This is a genomic window from Virgibacillus ihumii, from assembly GCF_902726655.1.
Taxonomy (GTDB): domain Bacteria; phylum Bacillota; class Bacilli; order Bacillales; family Amphibacillaceae; genus Lentibacillus; species Lentibacillus ihumii.
Genome location: NZ_CACVAN010000001.1, coordinates 2,580,425 through 2,602,349 on the forward strand (window position 1 = coordinate 2,580,425; position 21,925 = coordinate 2,602,349).

Genomic DNA, 21,925 nt, shown 5'->3' on the forward strand with positions numbered 1-21,925 from the left:
ACGGTTAAAATACATTGCTCTTTTCAGGAACAGGACATCTGACGGTTGATGTTTTCGTCCAGCGGTTGATGTTTCCCTGGTACGGTTGATGTTCTCGCCCAGCGGTTGATGTTTTCCTGGTACAGTTGATGTTCTCGCCCAGCGGTTGATGTTTCCCTGGTACAGTTGATGTTCTCGCCTAGCGGTTGATGTTCTCGTCCAGCGGTTGATGTTCTGACCCAACCGTTGATTAAATAAAGATATCTGCCCGGAAAGGCACAAATAGTATTCCGACAGTGTGGTGAAAATAACATGTCTAAAATTCTACTGATTGAAGATGACAGGACGCTTTTTGAGGAGATCCGTGACAGGTTATCTCAATGGTCCTTTGAGGTGCATGGGATTAAGGATTTTGGCAATGTCATCAGGGAGTTTACCACCGTCAAACCTGACTTGGTCATCATCGATATTACATTGCCCAAATTTGACGGTTTCCATTGGTGCCGGCTCATCCGTGCCCATTCCAATGTGCCGATCATTTTTCTGTCATCACGCGATCACCCGACAGATATGGTCATGTCCATGCAAATGGGAGCGGATGACTTCATTCAAAAACCATTCCATTTTGATGTGCTAATTGCCAAGGTGCAGGCCATCCTGCGCCGGGTATATAACTACAATACGGAAAATACAATCGAACTCAGAACATGGTGCGGCGCGAGCGTTGACTATGCGAAAAATACCGTTGCAAATGATGCGGGTGAAGTGGAGCTGACCAAGAATGAGATGTTTATTTTAAAAGTCCTGATTGAACATAAAAATCAAATTGTCAGCAGGGAAAAATTAATACAATACCTTTGGGATGATGAACGGTTTGTAAGTGATAATACATTAACCGTCAATGTCAACCGGCTGCGGAAAAAACTCGGGGAACTCCACCTCGGCAAGTATATCGAAACGAAGGTCGGGCAGGGCTATATTGCATTGGAGGGAGAATCTTCATGATTACAAGCTACCTGAAAGAACGGCGCAGCTGGATTTTGTTGATTATCATCCTTCAGGGAATTACGTTATTTATTGCAGCGATCGATCCGACCATCCCGTTCAGGTCCAGCCTGTATATCGTGTTTATTTCGCTGATTGTGTTTACCATCTTTTTCATCACTCGATACCGAAAAGAAACAAGCTTCTATCAAAGCCTTCACAATTGGGACAAAACGTATGACCTGGCGACCATAGAATCTGCTGAAAGTCCATTTGAAAAAATCGTTGAAGAAGGTATGACGCTTCAAACAAAACAATACACAAAGAATATTTCGGAAAACCGCCAGAGTGTTGAACAGGAGAAAGATGACCTCATGTCCTGGATTCATGATGTAAAAACGCCATTAACCGCGATGCATCTGAAGCTGGAACGAATAGAAGACTCAACGTTAAAATCTCAGCTCATGTATGAATGGCTCCGGATTCATCTGCTGCTGGACCGGCAGCTCCATCAAAAGCGAATACCGTTTGTACATAATGACCTGTACATGGAAACCGTCCAACTGGAATCACTGATCCATCGTGAAATCAGAGACTTGCAATCATGGTGTATCCAAAAAGGCATTGGTTTTGACATATCCATTGACGTTCCTTCCATTACCAGTGATGCTAAATGGCTCAGCTTTATTGTCAGGCAGCTGTTGACTAACGCACTGAAATACAGTGAGGCATCGGAAATCACGATTCAGTCGTTTATAGAGGATGATCTCGTCAAGCTGGCAATCAAAGACCAGGGCCGCGGCATTGACGCCAAAGACATGCCGCGGATTTTTGACAAAGGGTTCACCTCTACAATCGATCACGACAACAGTTCATCAACAGGGATGGGATTATACTTAACCAAAAGAGTTGCTGATGTCATGCACATTCATATTGACGTACAGTCTAAACCGGGAAAAGGCACAACATTTACACTTACCTTCCCAAACAAGAATGAATTTCTCAGCATTACAGACATGTGACGATAATGTCACATGTTTTCCTGTTTTGTTAGCGGAATCGAAGGAATCAGACTTAAATCTGTTTTATGATGAAGATAGCAATTAACAGGGAGTGTTCATTTTGACAGTACTGAACGCAAGCAAAATTTCAAAAAGCTATGGTAATAAATTTAACCGGCAGGAAGTATTAACTGGCCTGGATTTACAGGTCAATAAAGGTGAGTTTGTCAGTATTATGGGGGCATCGGGATCAGGCAAAACAACCTTACTGAATGTGCTTTCTTCGATTGACAAAGTTAGTCAGGGTTCCATCGTTATTAACGGCAACGAGCTGACAGCCATGAAAAACAAGCAGCTTGCCGAATTCCGGAAACGTCACCTCGGATTCATTTTCCAAGAGTATAATCTGCTGGACACATTAACGGTAAAAGAAAATATATTGCTGCCTTTATCGATCCAAAAAGTTTCCAAAAAGGCTGCTGATAAAATGTTTCAGGCTATCGCCGCTGAACTTGGTATTTTGGATGTTCAGGCTAAGTATCCGAATGAGATCTCAGGCGGACAAAAGCAGCGCACATCAGCAGCACGGGCTTTCATTCATGATCCGAGCATTATTTTTGCGGATGAACCAACAGGCGCACTGGATTCAAAATCCGCATCCAATCTTCTTGATAAATTAAGCGAGTTAAATGAAAAACGGAACGCGACAATCGTTATGGTTACACACGACCCTGCAGCAGCGAGCTATTCATCGCGAGCAATTTTTATTAAAGACGGACAAATTTATACGCAGCTGAATAGAAGTGATGAATCACGGCAGTCCTTTTTCAAAGACATCATCAAAACACAAGGCGTTCTTGGTGGGATAAACTATGAAAATTAGTCAGCTCATCTACCGCAATCTGCGCAAGAATCTCAAGACGTACTATCTGTATGTATTTGCTCTAATTTTCAGTGTCGCGCTTTATTTTGCATTTGTAACACTACAGTATGATCCTTCCATGGATACTGCAAAAGGATCAATTAAAGGTGCAGCCGGACTGAGAGCCGCTTCTGTTTTGCTGATTGCGATTGTCGGTGTCTTTCTGCTGTATGCAAACAGCCTGTTTATCAAACGGCGGAGCAAAGAAATCGGGCTGTTCCAATTAGTCGGATTTACGAAGGGAAAAATCTTTCAAATCCTGACGGTGGAAAATCTCGTTCTGTATTTTGGCTCGATGCTGATTGGAATTTTTCTGGGATTCGCTTCTTCCAAACTGTTTCTGATGGTTATTATGCAGCTAACCGGCATTCAGGGGGTTGCCCAACTGCATTTTTCCGGGTCGGCGCTCAGCCAGACACTAATTGTTTTCGCGGCCATTTACTGTCTGATCATGCTGATGAATTTTATATTTATCAAACGGCAGAGTATCCTGGCACTCTTTCAGGTCAAGTCAGCATCAGAAGGAAATATTAAAAAGCTGTCATGGTTTCAAATGGCCATCGGCATATTGGGTCTGGTTCTGATTATATTTGGATACTATCTGTCCACTAGACTGTTTAGCGGTGGTTTTGCAGGAACGATGGGGTTATTTTTTGTCATGATTGCCATACTTGGCTCGGTCATCCTAGGAACATATCTTTTTTACAAAGGATCCGTAAGCTTTATCTTTTACCTGATCCGAAAAAAGAAAAACGGTTATTTATCGATAAAAGAAGTATTGTCCCTGTCATCGATTATGTTCCGGATGAAATCAAATGCCCTGCTGCTGACGGTCATTACCACTGTATCGGCGCTGGCTATCGGACTGGCATCATTAAGCTATATTTCCTATTATTCAGTGGAACAAACAGCTGAGGAACGGGTACCAAATGATTTTGGCATTGCGAATGAAGAGAATGCGGAGAAGTTTCAGCAAATGCTGGATGATCACGGGATTAATTATGAAATAAGCCACGTTGACTTTTTCCAAGCCACGGCAAATATTACGGATATACTTGAATCCGTACCGAAAAGTCAAACGTTCAATCCCGGTATAACACACATGGCGGTAGTCAGCGATGAGAAGATTGAAGAAGTCAATGTTTCAAAGGATGAAACGGTATTCGTTAATCCAAGCGGATTATTGAAGAAGGCTATGTCTTTTAAAGATAATGGAAAGATGACCTTATCCGGACAAAACAACACCATCCGTCTAAAATACAAAGGAATGAAAGACATCCAGGTTTTGCCGACGATAATAGCAGGCGGCGGATTCCCGGCGGCAGTCGTCGATAAAACTGTCTATCAAAAATTGGAAGATGATATTGATCCATCGATAAAAAGTGAGTATTCCACATATTTTGGGTTCGATGTTCAACATGATATAAGTAAAGCGAACGAACTTTTCCAACAGAAGTTTGGAGAAAAGTACGGCCACAGCTCACAATTGGAGATAAGCAATTCCTTAAAGCAAAATATGGGATTCACCATTTTTATCGTCGGATTTCTTGCACTTGCATTTCTGATTACATCCGGCTGTATTCTGTACTTCAAGCAAATGACCGAGAGTGAAGAGGAAAAGCCGAATTACACAATTCTGCGAAAGCTCGGTTTCACGCAGGACGACTTGCTGAAAGGAATTAGGGTCAAGCAGATTCTCAATTTTGGGATCCCGCTGGTCGTCGGCTTGGTACACAGTTATTTTGCGGTAAAATCAGGCTGGTTCCTGTTTGGAACGGAACTTTGGACGCCAATGATTGCCGTGATGGTTTTATATGCTATTCTGTACTCCATCTTCGGAATACTGTCGGTGCAATATTACAGGAAGATTATAAAGGCATCATTATAAACGAAAAGCTCCAGTCATTAGCTGGGGCTTTCTTTTTGAAGAAAAAAAGTGAAGTGCTAGAAGTTTTCATGAAACTGCTCGAATATCCGATTTAACTGTTAGAAGTTCACAATTGAAGTACTAGAAGTTCACAAAGTAAGTGTTAGAAGTCACAATTGAACCAAAGGAAAGTCACTTTCTAAAATCGGCAAAACCGATATTCGGTATTCAGCGGAAAGCAGCCGCTCCTCAAAATAACTGCATTGCACATCCGAAAAGAAAAAGCATAAAATGCCGTTTCCGGCAATTTATGCTTTTTGAACTGTATTTTCGTTTAAACCCAGTGCTTCTGCAGTCATTGCGTTGGTTTTCTGAAGAAGCTCCGGATTATCTTTTAATGATTTACCATATGAAGGAATCATTTCTTTAATTTTTGGTTCCCATTCCTCCATCTGCTGCGGGAAACATTTCGCCAGTATTTCCAGCATAATCGGAACTGCAGTTGAAGCACCTGGTGAAGCGCCAAGCAGCGCTGCAATTGAGCCGTCAGATGAACTGATAAGCTCTGTGCCGAACTGAAGCGTTCCTTTGCCGCCGCCCTCAGTATCCTTAATAACCTGAACACGCTGACCTGCTACGACCAAGTCCCAATCCGCGCTCTTGGCATTCGGGATAAATGCACGCAATTCTTCCATGCGTTGTTCTTTTGATAACATCAGCTGCTCGACTAAGTATTTCGTCAATGGAATATTTTTCGCTCCTGATGCCAGCATCGTCAACACGTTATACGGCTTGACTGAGCCAAATAAATCCATATTTGAACCGGTTTTGAGGAATTTCGGTGAAAAACCAGCAAACGGTCCAAACAGCAGCGACTTTTTATTTTCGATAAAGCGTGTGTCCAGATGCGGTACGGACATCGGCGGAGCACCGACTGCGGCTTTGCTGTACACTTTCGCATGATGCTGCTCAATCACATCCGGATTGTTGCACACCATAAACAGTCCGCTCACCGGAAAACCGCCAAGATGTTTCGACTCAGGGATACCGGTTTTTTGCAGTAACGGCAATACTCCTCCACCGGCACCGATGAAAACAAATCGTGCGGTGCGATGTTCAATTTTTTCGTCACTGTGCACTTTTACTTCCCATGTGCCATCGTCCATTTGGGTAATGTCATCAACCGTATGCCCGTAATTAACTTCCACATCGGTCTGCTCCAAGTGTTCAAACAATTTGCGTGTTAACGCACCAAAATTAACGTCCGTTCCGGAGTCGATTTTTGTTGCGGCAATCGGTTCGTCCGATGTACGGTCCTGCATAATAAGTGGAAACCACTCCATCAGTGTTTCCGGATCCTCGGAAAACTCCATCCCTTCAAATAACGGATTATCCGACAACGCCGCAAAACGTTTCTTTAAAAAGTTTACACTGTCTTCCCCTTGTACCATGCTCATATGCGGCAAAGGCTTAATAAAATTCCCGGGATTTTTGAGCAATTTCTGCTGTACAAGATGCGCCCAAAATTGCTTGGTGACCCGGAACTGTTCGTTAACTGTTGTTGCTTTGCTGGTATCAATCGATCCATCTGGCTTTTCCTTCGTATAGTTGAGTTCACACAATGCAGAATGGCCCGTACCCGCGTTATTCCATTCGTTTGAACTTTCCTCGCCTGCTTCATTAAGTTTCTCATACACGATAATCTTCATATCCGGTGCCAATTCCTTCAGCAGTGTCGCCAAGGTTGCACTCATAATTCCGGCACCGACTAAGATAACGTCTGCGCTGTATTGTTTGCTACCCATATTAAATTTACCCTCTTTACAGTATAAGATTTGAGAATAATTCAAGTATTCCTGATAACGTTGCAAAATACCCGCCACAACGCTGGAATATATATTTTCTATTTCCATTATAACCTTATATATTGTATCATAATTATATATAGATTAAAATGTTTACTGTCTGGAATAGAAACAAACTGTTCAGGCCAGCAGTAAAAGTTAGGGAAATCATCCACAACATCAGAGATATGTGGTTGCTTAAGCATATTAAGAATACCGTATAGGAGTGGTAATGATGAATCAGCATCAATTTGAAAAAATCAAAAACGGAAAAGGTTTTATTGCGGCACTGGACCAAAGCGGCGGCAGTACACCTAAAGCACTGGCAGCGTATGGCATTCCGGAAAGTGCATATTCCAACGAGGATGAAATGTTCGATTTGGTTCATGAAATGCGGACTCGAATTATCACCTCACCTGCTTTTAATTCCGATAAAATTTTAGGTGCGATTTTGTTTGAACAAACAATGGACCGTGAAATTGAAGGCAAGTACACCGGTGATTATCTGGCAGACGTAAAAGGCGTTGTACCATTTTTGAAAGTGGACAAAGGGCTTGCTGAAGAAAAAGACGGCGTTCAACTGATGAAGCCGATTGATAATTTGGATGACACATTAAAGCGTGCCAATGAGCGGAATATTTTCGGTACCAAAATGCGCTCCGTCATCAAAGAAGCTAACCCGGAAGGCATCAAAGCTGTTGTCGATCAGCAGTTTGAAATTGGACATAAGATCATTGACGCAGGACTTGTTCCAATTATCGAACCGGAAGTGGACATTAACAGTCCGGAAAAAGAAAAAAGTGAGGAACTGCTGAAAGCGGAAATTAAAAAACACTTGGATAACCTTAGTGATGATCAGCCTGTCATGTTGAAACTATCCATCCCGACAAAGACAGACATGTACAAAGATCTGATTGATCATCCGAAAGTGGTTCGTGTTGTTGCACTTTCCGGCGGTTACTCCACCGAAGAAGCGAACGCAAAGCTCAAGGAAAACGACGGCCTGATCGCCAGCTTCTCCAGAGCACTGAGCCAGGATTTAAATGCGGATCAGACTGATGAAGAATTTAACAAGGAGCTTGCCGACGCAGTAGAGTCGATTTATCAGGCTTCTGTTTGAGCATAAGGGATTTAAATATTTTTGTTTGAAAAGCGAACGGCTGTAACGGCTGTTCGCTTTTTTTGTTTGAAGCAGTGCTCGGGGTTCGTGCGATTGGGGCGGGTGTTTGCACGTTTTGGGTGGGAGTTCGCACGTTTCGGCCGGACTTTGCACGTTTGGGGCATGGGTTCGCACGTTTTGGTGAAAGTTCGCACGTTTCAGCGGGACTTCGCACGTTATTCGCCATAGCTTTAACAATTCATTTCAGCCAGCTTTTAGTCTCCTCATTTATTAGCCATTTCATTAAAGTCACTTCCCATAGCTAAGAAAAGGGCTTAACCAATGTAGATTCTCAAGACGGACAAATGGTATTAAAAGGGGATGTAACATTAACATAGGGACGGATAAGGCTTCTTCCTCCACACCTTTGAAAGCAGAAAATCCGTCCCCTTCCTTAACAAAAATATTCCGTGTCATCACAGGCGAAGCAATTGTTTAACCATTTACCTCGAATCACTTCACCTGCAACCACTCTCACTTCCAATAGTTATTAGCAGCTGCTACCGTTTGATAGTGAATGGCAATTACTTGTGAAACCATTGTCAGACTATCCGCATTCCGTGCATACTTTGGCCGCAGCTTTTTTCTGATAGCTGCTGATGGCTGGGTATATTCCACGCCCTTCCTTGCCAAGGTGATGGCCAACTCAAATCCTTCCTGCGGTGTTTCCGTTTTTAGGCTTGTAAGCCAGTCACTCATAGAAATATCCCCCTTTAACTATATTCTATAAGGGACACATCGGAAACATTCCCAAAAACACTTAACAGGCATGAGGTGAATATCCAAAAAAAGAAAGATGCCTTCCATCCACGAATGAACAGGCACCATTTATACATCCAAAGCCATTTTCAAATAGTCAACGAACAGGCCGGACTGCTTTTCCAGCTGCACATCATCATCCGGCAGAATGGAGTCTTCAAGCGCCAGACCATCGATAAACGTGATGATAGAACGTGCGAGCAGGTCACTTTCATAACGATTGCTGAATTCACCGGCATCCTGACCGGCCTTAATAACATCCCTATAAATGCGGACTCCTAAATCATACCTTTTTTTGGCATAAGCTTTTCGCCGCCCATCATTTCTGCCTGTGATAAAAAATTCCAGCTTGCTTGGGGCGAGTGGATCCATTTCAGCGTCAGGATTTCCGCTTTTTCCGAACATCAACTGCATCAGCAGTTCCCAGTGTGATTCAGTCGCTCGCAGTAATTGCTCTGTATTCGCTGCTGCATCACTAAGCTGCTTTTCAATAATGGCTTCGAATAAGTCTTCTTTATTGGAAAAATACCGATAAAGCCCGCCACGACTGAGACCGGTTGCATCCATAACATGTTTCATCGTGGTATGTGCATAGCCCTGTTCGATAAAAACATCAATTGCGGCATGCATAATATCAGCCCGTCGTTGCTGCAGATGTTCTTCGCTCATGCGTGGAGCCATGTGAATTCCCCCGATCTACTTTCCGCCTTGTAAAATATCCAATCAATGACACAAGAACCAGCATGCCAGCTGTGATTATAAATGTGGGGATAACCCCAAGAACGGTCGCCATCCAGCCGCCAAGCAGCGGTCCGATAATCGTTGCAGTTGTCATAACGCTGTTGATTACGCCAAATACGCGGCCAGTCATGTTAACAGGTGTATCGACTTGAACAGTCGCCTGAAATGGCACGAAAATCAAACTGGCTGAAAACCCGGCAGTAAATCCGAGCGCCGGTGCCCAGATAATCGAATAGCTAAGATCGTAATAGGTCAGTGCTCCCATAATGCCAAAGCTCAGTCCAATCCCACAAACACCCATCAGCATAAGCGGATATGCCCGGTAATCGGTCTTTTTAGCCAGCATAACGCCAGCAAGGAACATGCCAGCCCCGGATCCTGTAACGAGATATCCGAACAAATCGGGCGATGGATTGGTTAACTCCCTAATTAAGACGATGAGCTGCGTGTCGGCTGATTGAAGGATCAGGAGACTAACCCCCATCATCAGTAACCCGACTATCATAAAGCGACTTGATTTAATGAACGAAAGCCCCATGGCAAACTCTTGTTTGAATGACTCCTGTGTCTGTTCAGATTCCTCCGTATGCTCAATATTTACTGCATTGGGTAAAAAAAGCAGCAGAACGGCTGAAACAACAAATGTAGCTGAATCAATTATAAATACCTGCTGGGAACCGAAAGCCGCAACAAGAACCCCGCTGATAAGCGGACCGAGAATTTTTGTTGTGGAATCAATCATCGAGGTGATCGACATGGCACCTTTCATATCATTTTCCCCGACCACTTCTTTCAACTTACCATTTTTAGCCGGAATGAACACAGCCGAAAATATTCCGATCGTAAACAGGGTAGCATAAACCATCCAGAGCGAACTTGCGATGGTAAGGACAAGAATCAATCCTGCCCGAACGACATCAGAAATAATCATAATTGTTTTCCGACTGAAACGATCTGCAACAATTCCGGCAACCGGTCCGAGCAGAGCCATTGGAACGGCCAAACAAAGAATAACAGCCGAAACCTGTATTGGTGAGGCGTTCCACTTCAACCCGACAAGTGTTATGATTGCCACAATACTGAGCCAGTCACCAATACTTGAGATCGCCTGCGCGCCCATCAACGTCATATACCCTTTGTTCTTCGCTAAGCTTCTCATTCCGATCTCCTCTTTCTTAAAACGACACTGATGTCTTTTTGCTTATTACTATTATAACGACATAAGTGTCGTTTTTCAATTGTAAATTGGCATAGCCGTCATCTTTTTTTGATTAACATTGAAGGGTGGTTATCCGGTGAGTCCACTGGGAGAGCTGCCTGTTACGATTCGGAGCTATATGAGTATGGACATTCTTTGCGTTACTAAATAAAAGCGTTGTGATGCTTGCCTAATAAAATGCAGGCATCACAACGCTTCTGATTTTTTACATCGCCGTTAATCCGCCATCAATTACAAATTCGGACCCGGTTGAGTAACTCGATTCATCCGATGCAAGATATAATACAAGATTGGAAACTTCTTCAGATTGCGCCATTCGTTTAACCGGGATTTGTTTAGCGAATTCTTTTATTTCATCAACAGCATCACCTTCTGTCACCATTGGTGTTTCGATGACCCCCGGATGAACAGAATTAACACGGATTCCAAGCCCTCCCAATTGAACAGCAGCTGCTTTTGTCATTCCCCGTACAGCAAATTTCGTGTCAGTATAGCCAATCGCCCCTGCAACCAGGCCGTTCATCGATGAAATATTGACAATTGAACCGCTTCCGGATTTTTGCATCGAAGGCACCACAGTCTTCATGCCATGGAATACGGAAATTTGATTGATATCCACAATTTTGCGGTAATCTTCCTCGGTCATATCAAATAGACTTTTATTCATACTAATTCCGGCATTGTTAACCAATATATTAACTGGTCCAAAAATCTTCTCCGTCTCGGACACAACATTTTCCCAGTCTGCAGCCTTCGTTACATCCTGTTTCACAAATGCCACGTTTTCACCTAATTCATCAGCCAGTGCTTTGCCGCTTTCTTCATTCAAATCGGTTAGAACGACTTTAGCTCCTTCCCGTACAAATGTGCGCACGTGAGATTCTCCCATGCCCCGTGCACCACCTGTTACAATCGCAACTTTATCATCAATTCTGCCCATTTCTATTCCTCCCTTGCTTATATTTCTTTTATTCGGTAAAATTATGATAGTTTGACTATCATAATTTAATCATACCTCTCTCTTTACCATATAACAAACGATTTGATTTCCGATATAATGGGATACAAACAACGATACGAAAGGTGAACAACCAATGGGATTACGGGAACAAAACAAAAATAAACGTTACAACAGCATCATCAAGACCGCGGAACATTTATTTATTCAAACCGGTCCGGAGCGTGTACAAATGCAGGATATTGCGGATCAGGAGGAAATCGGAATCGCAACGTTATTCCGATACTTTCCAAAAAAAGATAAACTGATTGTGGCAGCGGCTGTTTCCATCATGGAAAAAGAGTACACTCAATTTGAAATCTTGATGAACCGTGATACAACCGCGATTGGGAAATTGGAGCTGATTTTTAACCACCTGATTCATATCTTTCTGAACCCTTCGAAAGATGCTGCGAAGTTCATTGATTCGTTTGAAAGCTATGCTGCCAATTCCGCGGAACCGCTGGAAGACATTGATTTATATTACGCAGCCAGGGGGGAAATTTCGGAATTGTTCACGATGATTATTCAGGAGGGAAAGGAAGACGGCTCCATCCGCGACGATATCAATACAAAAGAGAATATCGTTTCCATCATCAACAGCTTTGGACTGTTCACACGGAAGCTGACCGTAACCAACACGGCAAGCTTTTTCGAATCGGATGTGGAGTCATTAAAGCAGTTGGAAATTATGAAGGAGATTTATCTATCCTACGTAAAGACTTAACAGCGGGGTGCAACCAACGCACCCCGTTCCATCAACCATGCAATTTCGCGAGCGCGTTTCCCAATTTTTGCACCCCGTCAACTATTTCATCACGACTGGCATAACTAAATGAAAGCCTGAGAAATTCCTTCCCATCTTCGTGATTCAGGAAGAAATACTGCCCGGGGATAAATGATACCCCTTCATCCAGTGCAGCCTGCAGCAATTCCGATGTATCCGCACCTGATACTTTGATCCATACAAAATAACCGCCTTCCGGGATGTACCAGGAAGCCCTTTCCGGCATGGATTTCTCCAATTCGGAAATCATCACGTCACGCTTTTCCCGGTATGTCTCCCGTAATAGGCTGAGCCGCTGCACCATATCCGTATTTTCCAAAAAGGCCGCCATCGTTGCCTGAATAAACGGATGATCCAAATCCTTTTTAAACCAGGCAAGAGCTGTAATCACTTCCGGACCGGCATTTACCCAGCCAATCCGCATTCCCGGTGCAACAACCTTGGATAATGAACCAACATGCAGTACGCGGTCATGATGATCCATTGCTTTTAACGGTACAGCCTGTTCCTCGAAAAATAACTCGCCATAGGCATCGTCCTCGACAACCAGGAAATCAAATTTTTCAGCGAGCTCCACTACATGTTTCCGGCGCTCTGTTGACATTGTCGTTCCAGTCGGGTTTTGAAAAGTCGGAATGGTATATAAAAGTTTTGGCAGCGGCAGTCCCTTTTCTTTTCTGTCTGCAAGCACTTCCTCCAGCCGGTCTGTTTGCAGTCCGTATTCATCCACGGGGATGCTCATAAAATGCTCTGTATAGTTTTGAAAGACTTCCAAAGCCTCCATATATGTCGGAGACTCCACAGCAACCAATGTCTGATCATCGATGAGAATTCGGGCAAGCAGATCAATTCCCTGACATGCACCGGCTGTGACCAGAACCTCCCCGTCCTTTAACCCGCGTTCCTGCAGCCTTTGCTGAATATAATCTTTCAATCTTGCAAACCTGGGACTTCCCAGATAATGGAGCGGCAAATCCTCCTCTTCCTCAAGCAAACGGTTAACCGCATTCTTTAACCCGTCTGCAGGCACAAGCTCCGGTGCAGGGAATCCGGAACTCAACCGGATACAATCATCCGGAAGCACCGGCATCCATTCCCCCGGCGGATCGTTCTTTAATGCATCCTTTATATTTCTTGAAAAATAACCTTCCATTTTCACGTGAAACACTCCCCCTCATCGTTCAAACGTATTTTTATTTACTTGAAAGACTAACAGAAAGCATTGGCGAATACCAATGCTTTCTGTTAGTCCTGCTTATTCCAGATAATAATTACAATTTATTACTTTCCTGCACGGGCCATTTCCAAAGCACGTATATCCATTTTTTTCATCTTCAGCATTGCATCAGCGGCTCTACGGGCTTCATCCTTTGGTCCTTTAAATAAAACTTCCTCCATATTGTCCGGTACGATCTGCCAGGAAACACCAAACTTATCCTTTACCCAGCCGCATTGTTCAGCTTCAGGTACGGCAGATAGCTTATCCCAGAAATAATCAATCTCTTCCTGGTCTTTGCAGTTTACCATCAGCGAAAATGCCTCATTGAAATGGAAGTCGCCCTCCATACCATGATCCATTGCGGTAAAATGCATACCGCTAAGCTGGAAATCGGCATATTTCACTTTTGCCTTTGATGTCTGTGCCTCATCCGCTTCATATTTGTGGATTGACCCAATTTCCGCATCCGCAAAAACATCTGCGTAAAACCTGATAGCCTCCTCAGCCTTTCCGCACGCATCGCTTGAAAAAAGCAGGTTCGGCGTAATCTTCTGTTCGGCTTGTCCGTCATCTCTGAGCATCAACTGCCAGGTCAGCCCATATTTATCCTGCACCCAGCCATACCACTTGTTAAACGGGTACTCCCCCAGCGGCATTAATGCAGTCCCGCCGTCGATTAACGCTTCCCATTTGGCATTCACTTCCTCCACACTGTCGCATGCCACCATTAACGAAACGGCAGGATTAAATGTGAAATAAGGGCCTGCACTGATGGCCTGGAATTCCTGCCCTGCCAACTGGAAACTGACAATCTCTGAATCACCGGATGGAGTCTCTTCCAAAACTGTCACATTCAACAGTTTTGAATCCTCGAACAGACCCATGTAGAATTGGACAGCTTCTTTCGCTTCCCTGTCATACCAAAGATGCGGAACTATTTTTTGCATGAAAAATTCTCCCTTCCTTTATCTGGTCATCTTAAACACCTTGCCCCATCCGCAGTATCCCGGCACATTCCTGCACTATTATTTTTCCGGAATCGTTTCACTGTATGTTTTAAAATTGTCCAGAATAGACTGCCAGCCTGTTTTCTGCAACTCCATCGAATTGGTGTCTTCGGCTTCGAATGTTTCCACTATTTTCGTGCCACCTTCTGAATCAGTAAACGTAATGTCAACTTTCCTGCCATCGGTCATCGTGTATTCAATGTACTCATGTTGCCGCACATCATCATACACGCCAGTAAAATCAAATCCGAAGCTGCCGTCTTTTGCTTCCATCCGTGTCAGAAAACTCCCGCCTGCCCGCAAATCATTCTCCGCATTTGGCGCATGCCAGTCATCAGAAGCGAACGACCACTGTGTAATATGCTGTGGTTCCGTCCAATATTTCCAAACCACTTCAACTGGTGCACGAACTGTCGTCTCAATCGTTATCTTTTCCTTCTCCCCTGCCTCCATCAACGTCAGCACCTACCTTGTTAGATTTAAGTTAATAATATATGCAAGCGCTATCATATTCAACTCTTACTTCATGATTTTTATTCCCTCCGGAAACAAAACTTTGCACTTATCCGATACAATAGAAAAGTTGGTTGTCACCAAGCCTTTAAGTGACAACCATAGTTGGACTAGGCAGTAAGAAGGATTTCTTAACTGCCGAACAAAAAGCATTGGCGAATACCAATGCTTTCGAGAGTCCCGCTTTATTTTAAAAGAAAAATACATGAGCCATGATTGCTGCAATCGGCAGTGTAACAATCGTACGCTGTAAAAAGATAACAAACAGTTCCACAAAGGAAATCGGAATTTTTGATTTTAACAGAAGAACCCCGATTTCCGACATGTAAATCAACTGTGCCAGCGACATGACGCCTATTACAAAGCGGGTCAATTCTGATTCTATCCCGCTGCCAACAACTGCAGGTAAAAACATATCCGCAAAACCGACAATCATTGCCGGAGCAGCAGCCTGTGCTTCCGGAATTTGCAATAACTGCAGGAACGGCACAAACGGGTAAGACAAAATATTAAATACAGGAGTAAACTCCGCAATGACAAGTGCGATCGTACCCAACGCCATAACCAGCGGGATTAACGCAAACCAAATATCAATGACATTCAGTACCCCGCTTTTGGCAACAGCCCGATAGCTTTTAACCTGGCCAGCCTTTTCAACAGCCTGTTGAATTCCCCACTGGAAACTGGATACATTTTCTGGAACTTCCTCATCAATTTGTTTTCCTACCGTCTCCAAATACAATTCTTTTTTGCGGGATAGCGGTGGAATCCGCGGACAAACTATCGCAGCAACGATTCCAGTCACCACAACGGTCGCATAAAACTGTATAAACATGTGATCGATATTCAGGAACCTCGCGATAACCAGACTGAACGCAATCGATGCAATCGAAAAATTCGTTGCAACAACCGCTGCTTCCCGCTTCGTATAGTAGCCTGATTCGTACTGTTGTGTTGTTAACAGCACCCCTACCGTTCCGCTTCCCATCCACGAGGCAAGCGCATCAATCGACGAACGGCCAGGCAGTTTAAATAACGGCGACATCACTTTACGTACCATTGTTCCGATAAAATCCATCAGGCCGAACTCCAGCAGCAGCGGCATGAATAAACACGCAAACAAAAACCAGACCATTAATACCGGAATTAAATCATAAAGCATAACCCCGCCGGTAAGTTCCGACCAAATCAATTCAGGACCGATTTGTGTCAATGTACCAACTGCAAATAACGCCCCGATACACCTCGAAATGAGCCAAAAAGATGAAATATCGAATAATGCCGTTAAAAATGGGCTCTTTTTCACAAGGCTGAGATCGGTAAATTTTACAATGAGACTGCCAACCGCTGACAAGCAGATAACCGTTGTCATAAATAGCGGAATATAATCCGCAATCGCGTACTGCAAGGCATCCGCCATAATTCCAAGCCCAATGGTTACCTTATCATTCACAGGTATCGGGACCAGAAAAAGCAGCACTCCAATCAAGGAAGGCAGCCAAAATTTCATATATTGCTTCGCTGTATATTCTTTTTCAACAGTGGCCTGTTCGGTCTGTTCAAGTTGTTCCATCATCATGTGAACCACCTCGTTTTCTGTAATTATCCCCAATTGGATGTTTATAAATATAACATTTTATGTATAAATATACAATAGGTTGTATAAAAATTATAAGAATAAGGTTGACTGAAATCTTCAAACTGGTAGCCCATAATGTTTTCGATCATAACGGTTGATGTTTCGCTCATACGGTTGATGTCCCGCTCGTACGGTTGATGTTCCGCTCGTGTAGTTGATGTTCTGCTCATGCGGTTGATGTTTCGCTCGTACGGTTGATGTCCTGCTCATACGGTTGATGTTTCGCACATGCGGTTGATGTTCTGCTCATACGGTTGATGTTTCGCACATGCGGTTGATGTTCACGCCCGTGCGGTTGATGTTCCGCACGTGCGGTTGATGTTCACGCTCGTACGGTTGATGTTTAACCTGAAATATGCACACTTATAATGTCTGCTATGTTTACAGCTCCCCACCACGTGGAAATCGTCAACTAGTTAAAACTTATCGTGACAAAGGAGGTAATCATATGGATCCCAGAGATATGCAGAAAGGCAGTACACCACGCCAGCGGCAGGAGAAACAGCCGGGAATTGAATCACAAATGAATCCGTTGCCCGCACAACCCACTTCATATAAAGGGACGGATAAATTAAAAGGACGAGCAGCGCTGATTACCGGTGGCGATAGCGGTATCGGGCGTGCTGTGGCCATTCTTTATGCAAAAGAAGGGGCCAATGTCGCGATTTCGTATCTTGACGAGCATGAAGACGCTCAGGAGACGAAACGAATGGTCGAAGCTGAAGGAGGAAAGTGCATACTGCTTCCCGGTGATATAAAAGAAGAAACCCATTGTCAGCATCTTGTGGAAGAAACAGTTTCAGCATTTGGTGCTATCAACATTCTCGTCAACAATGCGGCGATTCAATATGTGCGTGAGGATGTGCTTGATATAACGTCTGAGCAGTTCGAGGAAGTATTCCGAACAAATTTCTTTTCCCAGTTTTATTTAACAAAAGCAGCTGTACGGCACATGCAGGCAGGCGATTCGATTATTGCCACTTCTTCCATTAATGCATACCGCGGGAACCCCATTTTCATGGATTATTCGGCAACAAAAGGAGCAATCACCGCCTGGATACGCAGTATTGCCCAAAGCCTCGCGGACAAGGGTATTCGCGCCAATTCAGTGGCACCCGGCCCTGTATGGACTCCACTGATCCCGTCCTCCTTTGATGAAGACGGTGTGGAAAGCTTTGGCCAAGATTCATTAATGGGCCGTCCGGGGCAGCCATCCGAACATGCGTGGCCTTTTGTCATGCTTGCCTCAGATGATGCTTCTTACATGACAGGACAAACGATTCATATCAATGGCGGCTCATGGACGTCATCCTAGCGGGACAAAGGGACAGGCTTTCTGTCCCTTTAATTATTCAGCAAATACAAGAAACTTGTACAGCACCAGTTTTTAATTTGTCTCATTAGGGAAGGTGTAAAACATCACGGTTAGAGGAGACAATTTATGCTGGAATTTATACTTGATTTTCTTAAAGAATTTGGTCCTATTGGTTTATATATCAGCCTTGCCGTTGAGTCATCCTCTGTACCATTTCCAGGTACAATAGTGGCGTTGGTATACGGTTATCTGTTAAATCCCTCTGTTATGGATGCCGTCTGGATTTCACTGCTGGCCAGTTTTGTGTACACCGTTTTCAGCTTCATTCCATATGGGATAGGTTATAAGCTCGAAGAAAAAATTAAACGAAAGTGGAATAGGAAAAAGATTGAAAAAGCCCAATCCTTTTTTAATAGATTCGGCCAATGGAGCATTTCTTTTTCAAGAGTACTCGGGATCGGGAACTATATTTCCTATGCAGCCGGAATAAGTAAAGTCAAGCCTGTGCGTTTTGGCATTTTAACGTATGTCGGTATCCTGCCATGGCTGTATGTTATGCTGCTCCTTGGACAAGCAGGTCAGTTAGATACGGTAACAAACTTTCTTTCCAGTGCGCAAAAATATATCGTTGGCGGAATCATCCTGCTGATCATTTCATACTTGATCTATCGCTATATGAAAAAAAGAAACAAGAAATCTGCGGGATCTCATTCGCAATCGCGTGAAACGTGTGGAAGTTGAGTGTGGGATGGAGAGTAAGCTCTCCGCCCCAAGTAAGTTAATATCGGTAATTAAGCAAACACTTCCTCCAAGTCCGCTGCCAATCCCTCGAACACATCGGATTGAACCGTTTGGCGGGCACTTTTTGAATACGTTTTGTTGTTTACGATTTCATTGTCCTCCAGAGAATAAACCAATATATGCTCATTGATTGGATCGACAATCCAGTATTCTTTAACATCACATTGTTTATATAACTCAAGCTTCGTCAACATATCCTTACTTCTCGTGGAGGAGGATAACACTTCCACCACCAAAGTTGGTGTCCCTATATACTTATCTTTCTCATCCAGATTGTCCTTGTCGCAAATGACCACAATATCCGGTTGAACCACACAGATGTTGGATTGTTCCTTAATAAACGTTACGTCAAATGGGGATGTAAGTGGCGTACACTTTTTTTCTTTCAACCAATTGTAAAAGGTACCAAAAAGTTCACCAACCACATGCTGGTGCTTATAAGAAGGTGAAGCAAGGTTGTAAATGACACCATCAATTAGTTCAAATCTTTTTTCCGACTCGCCTGTCAGCTCCAGAAACGCCTCATACGTCACCCAGCCACTGGAAGATTTATAACCTGATTGCTCTTCTCTGACAGAGTCTGCATTATAATAAGGCATGATTTTGGCTGCATCTTTCCCGCTTTTCGTTACAATGATTTCCTCACCGGCTTCCACATACTTCAAGTATTTTCCGAAACTATTTTGCATTTTGGTCGAAGGCACTCTCATGCATAACCACATCCATTATTAGCTAATTTATATTTATTATATAGTTAATTAGGTATTTAAACAACTAAAAAGCAGCTAATTAATGGGACATAAATCCTGTCTAGCTGTCTCTCTCCAAAATTGGCTGCTTCCCTGTTTCTGCTTTTCAATCGAATTGGTCTCTTCTGATTCAATTGTTTCCACTATCGTCGTGTCACTACAAACAGAATGTCCACGATCTTTTTCAGTCCTGGTCAAATTTCAATTGCTGGATTTGTATCTTTTGCGTTCAACCTCCAATCAACAATACATATAATAAGTACAGCAATAATCAATTGGAGGTGAAACGGTGTATTTTTTTAAACCTGTTGCTGATGAAGTCCGTGCATTTCAAAACATTTTCAATAAACGTAATAAAACAATGAAACTTATTTTAGTGTCTATTTTTGGCTGTATTGCTGCTGTTTTTCAGGCTGCTGGCGGTTTGTTGCCTGGGATAGGATATTTTTTAAGTCCACTGGCCACTGCGCCTATTTTGCTATGTACCATGTTTTCCATTCCATTTGGCGTAATGTCCTATTTCCTGACCATGATGCTGCTGCTCATTTTACAGCCAACGGAACTTATTATATTTCCTTTTACAACGGGATTATTGGGACTTGGTATTGGGGCAGCCTTTTCCTTTTTCAGGAAAAGAATAAGTATTATTGTTGCTGGCTCAGTTCTATTAATGTCGGGGATCATGAGTCTGCTGGTTATTTTTCAGTTTCCTATTTTAGGTCCGGTCGCCTCTAACTCTTTTTCATTTCTAACAATTGGAGGTGTTTTTTTATTTACTTTTTTTTATAGCTGGTTATGGGTTGAAATTGGTTTAATCCTCTTTAAAAGAATCAAAATAATTAGGGTTTAGAATGGCACCATTTCAAAAACAGTTCCCTGGTTAAAATCAGTCACATTCATAGAACCATAAACTCCCAAATATAAGCGGCTTTGGTCCGGATTGGTTCCAAGACTAACATAGTAAGCAGATTGGGACCCAAAATCATAGCCAGTTTCAATCACGCTAAAATCACTCAATTTACAATCCGGTTTTACCCTGGTATAAGCTATAACCCCTCTGGCAGGTGCTTGGGAGGCATCTGTTCGGAAAAAATCAGTAAACACAACACTTCCCGTTAAATCGGAAATGCCCCTCCCCATATATGGTTGGACCCCAGTAAGTGCTGTTCCCGCAAACTTATCAGGGCGGGGATCCTGATGGTAATAACTAGTTAACTGCTGAATCCGCTTCACGGAAGTTTTAATTACTTCATCGTAATAAGCAATCGTTTTCTCATCCAAATCCGGATTATTCGAACAGTCCCTTAAAATGGAAGTAGGCAAAACACCTTCCCAACCGCGCCAGCCAAGATTGATAAATCCTTCCTGGTCAAGATCTTTGTTTCTTAACGAAGCTTGAACCAGCTGAGGCACAGGTAATGGTTTATAAGACACGAATGAAAAAATCGACTCTACCAATTCCTGTCCGACATTTCCCACATATTTCATATACTGATTGTAATACCTTTGAAAAGAAATACCCGGTATATTGCGAACGCCCTTGGCAATTACCGTGAGTGTTTCCTGAATAGGCCGGGGCAGTTCATCAAAACGTGTCACGATAGGAGGATGATGGACTGAGGTATTTATAGTCACGTCAATCTCTATTATTTTCCCGCAAATTTCCATGTCATCCTGGCTTAAATTAAATGGATCATAGCCTGATCCGCCATCTCCGGTTGTTAAAACGAGTCTGCCCGTTTCAGGTGAAAAGCTTAAACTATCAACACCATTATGATTAGAAAATGGTCTCCTTAAATTAAGCAATGTCCGTCGCATTTGCGGTTGACCATTCGATTGTAACCCCCACTCTTCAACGGTATCAATATGGTCATATTGCGTGTTCCGGTTGGTCCAGCTCAAATTTAATGTTTGAGGATCACACGGGTCAGGAATAAACGATTCAGGAAGAGCACCCGGGCCTTGTGTTCCGGCCACTGAATAATGAAGATAAAACAAGCCGTTATAATAAAATTCCGGATGAAACGCCAGTCCCAGTAATCCCCGCTCATCATATCCACTACCGGAAGATCCCAATTCTATAATCCGCGAGCGAATATCCAAAAACGTTCTGATTTCCCCGTTTCCTATGCAAAAGATTTCTCCTACCTGGGTTGCAATAAATAACCTTTCCATTGGGTCACCCGGAAATGCAGTTGATTTTAAAACAGTGGGTAAATTTAAATTGGTTACAATCGGCCGTAATCCAACTTTAACTTTTTTCAAGAAGTTGACCTCCTTCTTATTGGTTACCTTTATATGAATATGATTAAGACTGTTCTGTAAGTACCAATTCTTGACTGGGAGAACGGGTGACGGAAGTACAGGAACGGTTCAACAGCTTCCATCAGGAAATATGAAGGAAGAGTTCCTCCCCCATTCTC

General features: G+C 43.2%; 22 protein-coding genes. 9 read left to right on the plus strand and 13 right to left on the minus strand.

What is annotated here, in order from left to right:
- Positions 1–23 precede the first annotated feature (23 nt).
- On the minus strand, positions 24–293 hold the full coding sequence (locus HUX68_RS12425) for a hypothetical protein (RefSeq protein WP_174615135.1): 270 nt from the start codon (positions 291–293) through the stop codon (positions 24–26).
- Between HUX68_RS12425 and HUX68_RS12430 the strand changes: the two genes are divergently transcribed.
- From HUX68_RS12430 to HUX68_RS12445, 4 genes are all read left to right on the plus strand, one after another.
- Positions 292–984, plus strand: coding sequence for a response regulator transcription factor (locus HUX68_RS12430; RefSeq protein ID WP_174615136.1), 693 nt, complete (start codon positions 292–294; stop codon positions 982–984). The genes HUX68_RS12425 and HUX68_RS12430 overlap by 2 nt on opposite strands.
- Entirely contained in the window at positions 981–1,985 is a 1,005-nt protein-coding gene (locus HUX68_RS12435) for a sensor histidine kinase (RefSeq protein WP_174615137.1), read from the plus strand. Before HUX68_RS12430 ends, HUX68_RS12435 begins: the two co-directional genes overlap by 4 nt.
- Positions 1,986–2,085: 100 nt before the next feature.
- Positions 2,086–2,847: an ABC transporter ATP-binding protein gene (locus tag HUX68_RS12440; protein ID WP_174615138.1), complete on the plus strand. Its 762-nt coding sequence runs from the start codon at positions 2,086–2,088 to the stop codon at positions 2,845–2,847.
- Entirely contained in the window at positions 2,837–4,774 is a 1,938-nt protein-coding gene (locus HUX68_RS12445) for an FtsX-like permease family protein (RefSeq protein ID WP_174615139.1), read from the plus strand. Before HUX68_RS12440 ends, HUX68_RS12445 begins: the two co-directional genes overlap by 11 nt.
- A 287-nt stretch (positions 4,775–5,061) precedes the next feature.
- Here HUX68_RS12445 and mqo read toward each other — a convergent pair whose 3' ends face one another.
- Entirely contained in the window at positions 5,062–6,558 is a 1,497-nt protein-coding gene (gene mqo, locus HUX68_RS12450; RefSeq protein ID WP_174615140.1) for a malate dehydrogenase (quinone), read from the minus strand.
- Between the two features lie 274 nt (positions 6,559–6,832).
- Between mqo and HUX68_RS12455 the strand changes: the two genes are divergently transcribed.
- The gene (locus HUX68_RS12455) at positions 6,833–7,717 is read left to right on the plus strand and encodes a fructose bisphosphate aldolase (RefSeq protein ID WP_174615141.1); all 885 of its coding nucleotides are present in this window, start codon (positions 6,833–6,835) and stop codon (positions 7,715–7,717) included.
- 513 nt (positions 7,718–8,230) lie between these two features.
- Here the strand turns inward: HUX68_RS12455 and HUX68_RS12460 are convergent.
- The 4 genes from HUX68_RS12460 to HUX68_RS12475 all read right to left on the minus strand — a co-directional run bounded on the left by HUX68_RS12460 (position 8,231) and on the right by HUX68_RS12475 (position 11,415).
- Complete coding sequence (locus HUX68_RS12460) at positions 8,231–8,455, minus strand: hexameric tyrosine-coordinated heme protein (protein ID WP_174615142.1); 225 nt, start codon at positions 8,453–8,455, stop codon at positions 8,231–8,233.
- 129 nt (positions 8,456–8,584) lie between these two features.
- Positions 8,585–9,196, minus strand: coding sequence for a TetR/AcrR family transcriptional regulator (locus HUX68_RS12465; protein ID WP_174615143.1), 612 nt, complete (start codon positions 9,194–9,196; stop codon positions 8,585–8,587).
- On the minus strand, positions 9,150–10,415 hold the full coding sequence (locus HUX68_RS12470; protein WP_246206675.1) for an MFS transporter: 1,266 nt from the start codon (positions 10,413–10,415) through the stop codon (positions 9,150–9,152). The genes HUX68_RS12465 and HUX68_RS12470 overlap by 47 nt, the downstream gene beginning before the upstream one ends.
- 265 nt (positions 10,416–10,680) lie before the next feature.
- Positions 10,681–11,415, minus strand: coding sequence for a glucose 1-dehydrogenase (locus tag HUX68_RS12475; RefSeq protein ID WP_174615144.1), 735 nt, complete (start codon positions 11,413–11,415; stop codon positions 10,681–10,683).
- Positions 11,416–11,569: 154 nt separating this feature from the next.
- Here HUX68_RS12475 and HUX68_RS12480 point away from each other — a divergent pair, with 154 nt between their 5' ends.
- Positions 11,570–12,199, plus strand: coding sequence for a TetR/AcrR family transcriptional regulator (locus HUX68_RS12480; RefSeq protein WP_174615145.1), 630 nt, complete (start codon positions 11,570–11,572; stop codon positions 12,197–12,199).
- 31 nt (positions 12,200–12,230) lie between these two features.
- On the opposite strand, the gene HUX68_RS12485 is transcribed toward HUX68_RS12480, so the two are convergent.
- The 5 genes from HUX68_RS12485 to HUX68_RS12505 form a co-directional block, all read right to left on the minus strand.
- Positions 12,231–13,418: an aminotransferase-like domain-containing protein gene (locus HUX68_RS12485; protein ID WP_174615146.1), complete on the minus strand. Its 1,188-nt coding sequence runs from the start codon at positions 13,416–13,418 to the stop codon at positions 12,231–12,233.
- Positions 13,419–13,540: 122 nt separating this feature from the next.
- Positions 13,541–14,425 carry a VOC family protein gene (locus HUX68_RS12490; protein WP_174615147.1) on the minus strand — a complete coding sequence of 295 codons (885 nt, stop codon included), beginning with the start codon at positions 14,423–14,425 and terminating at the stop codon, positions 13,541–13,543.
- A 78-nt stretch (positions 14,426–14,503) separates the two neighbouring features.
- A complete protein-coding gene (locus HUX68_RS12495; protein WP_174615148.1) occupies positions 14,504–14,938 on the minus strand; it encodes an SRPBCC family protein in 435 nt (144 codons plus the stop codon).
- A gap of 250 nt (positions 14,939–15,188) precedes the next feature.
- Positions 15,189–16,574: a YjiH family protein gene (locus tag HUX68_RS12500; protein WP_174615149.1), complete on the minus strand. Its 1,386-nt coding sequence runs from the start codon at positions 16,572–16,574 to the stop codon at positions 15,189–15,191.
- 120 nt (positions 16,575–16,694) lie between these two features.
- Positions 16,695–16,865, minus strand: a complete 171-nt coding sequence (locus HUX68_RS12505; RefSeq protein ID WP_174615150.1) for a hypothetical protein — start codon at positions 16,863–16,865, stop codon at positions 16,695–16,697.
- 220 nt (positions 16,866–17,085) lie between these two features.
- Between HUX68_RS12505 and HUX68_RS12510 the strand changes: the two genes are divergently transcribed.
- Positions 17,086–17,952 carry an SDR family oxidoreductase gene (locus HUX68_RS12510; RefSeq protein WP_174615151.1) on the plus strand — a complete coding sequence of 289 codons (867 nt, stop codon included), beginning with the start codon at positions 17,086–17,088 and terminating at the stop codon, positions 17,950–17,952.
- Between the two features lie 126 nt (positions 17,953–18,078).
- The gene (locus tag HUX68_RS12515) at positions 18,079–18,693 is read left to right on the plus strand and encodes a DedA family protein (RefSeq protein WP_174615152.1); all 615 of its coding nucleotides are present in this window, start codon (positions 18,079–18,081) and stop codon (positions 18,691–18,693) included.
- A gap of 50 nt (positions 18,694–18,743) precedes the next feature.
- Here HUX68_RS12515 and HUX68_RS12520 read toward each other — a convergent pair whose 3' ends face one another.
- Complete coding sequence (locus tag HUX68_RS12520) at positions 18,744–19,463, minus strand: type II toxin-antitoxin system prevent-host-death family antitoxin (protein WP_174615153.1); 720 nt, start codon at positions 19,461–19,463, stop codon at positions 18,744–18,746.
- Between the two features lie 328 nt (positions 19,464–19,791).
- On the opposite strand from HUX68_RS12520, the gene HUX68_RS12525 reads away from it, so the two are divergent.
- Positions 19,792–20,352 (plus strand): hypothetical protein, encoded by a 561-nt coding sequence (locus tag HUX68_RS12525; RefSeq protein ID WP_174615154.1) that lies wholly within the window; start codon positions 19,792–19,794, stop codon positions 20,350–20,352.
- On the opposite strand, the gene HUX68_RS12530 is transcribed toward HUX68_RS12525, so the two are convergent.
- Positions 20,349–21,767, minus strand: a complete 1,419-nt coding sequence (locus tag HUX68_RS12530) for a PQQ-dependent sugar dehydrogenase (protein ID WP_174615155.1) — start codon at positions 21,765–21,767, stop codon at positions 20,349–20,351. The genes HUX68_RS12525 and HUX68_RS12530 overlap by 4 nt on opposite strands.
- Between the last annotated feature and the right edge of the window lie 158 nt (positions 21,768–21,925).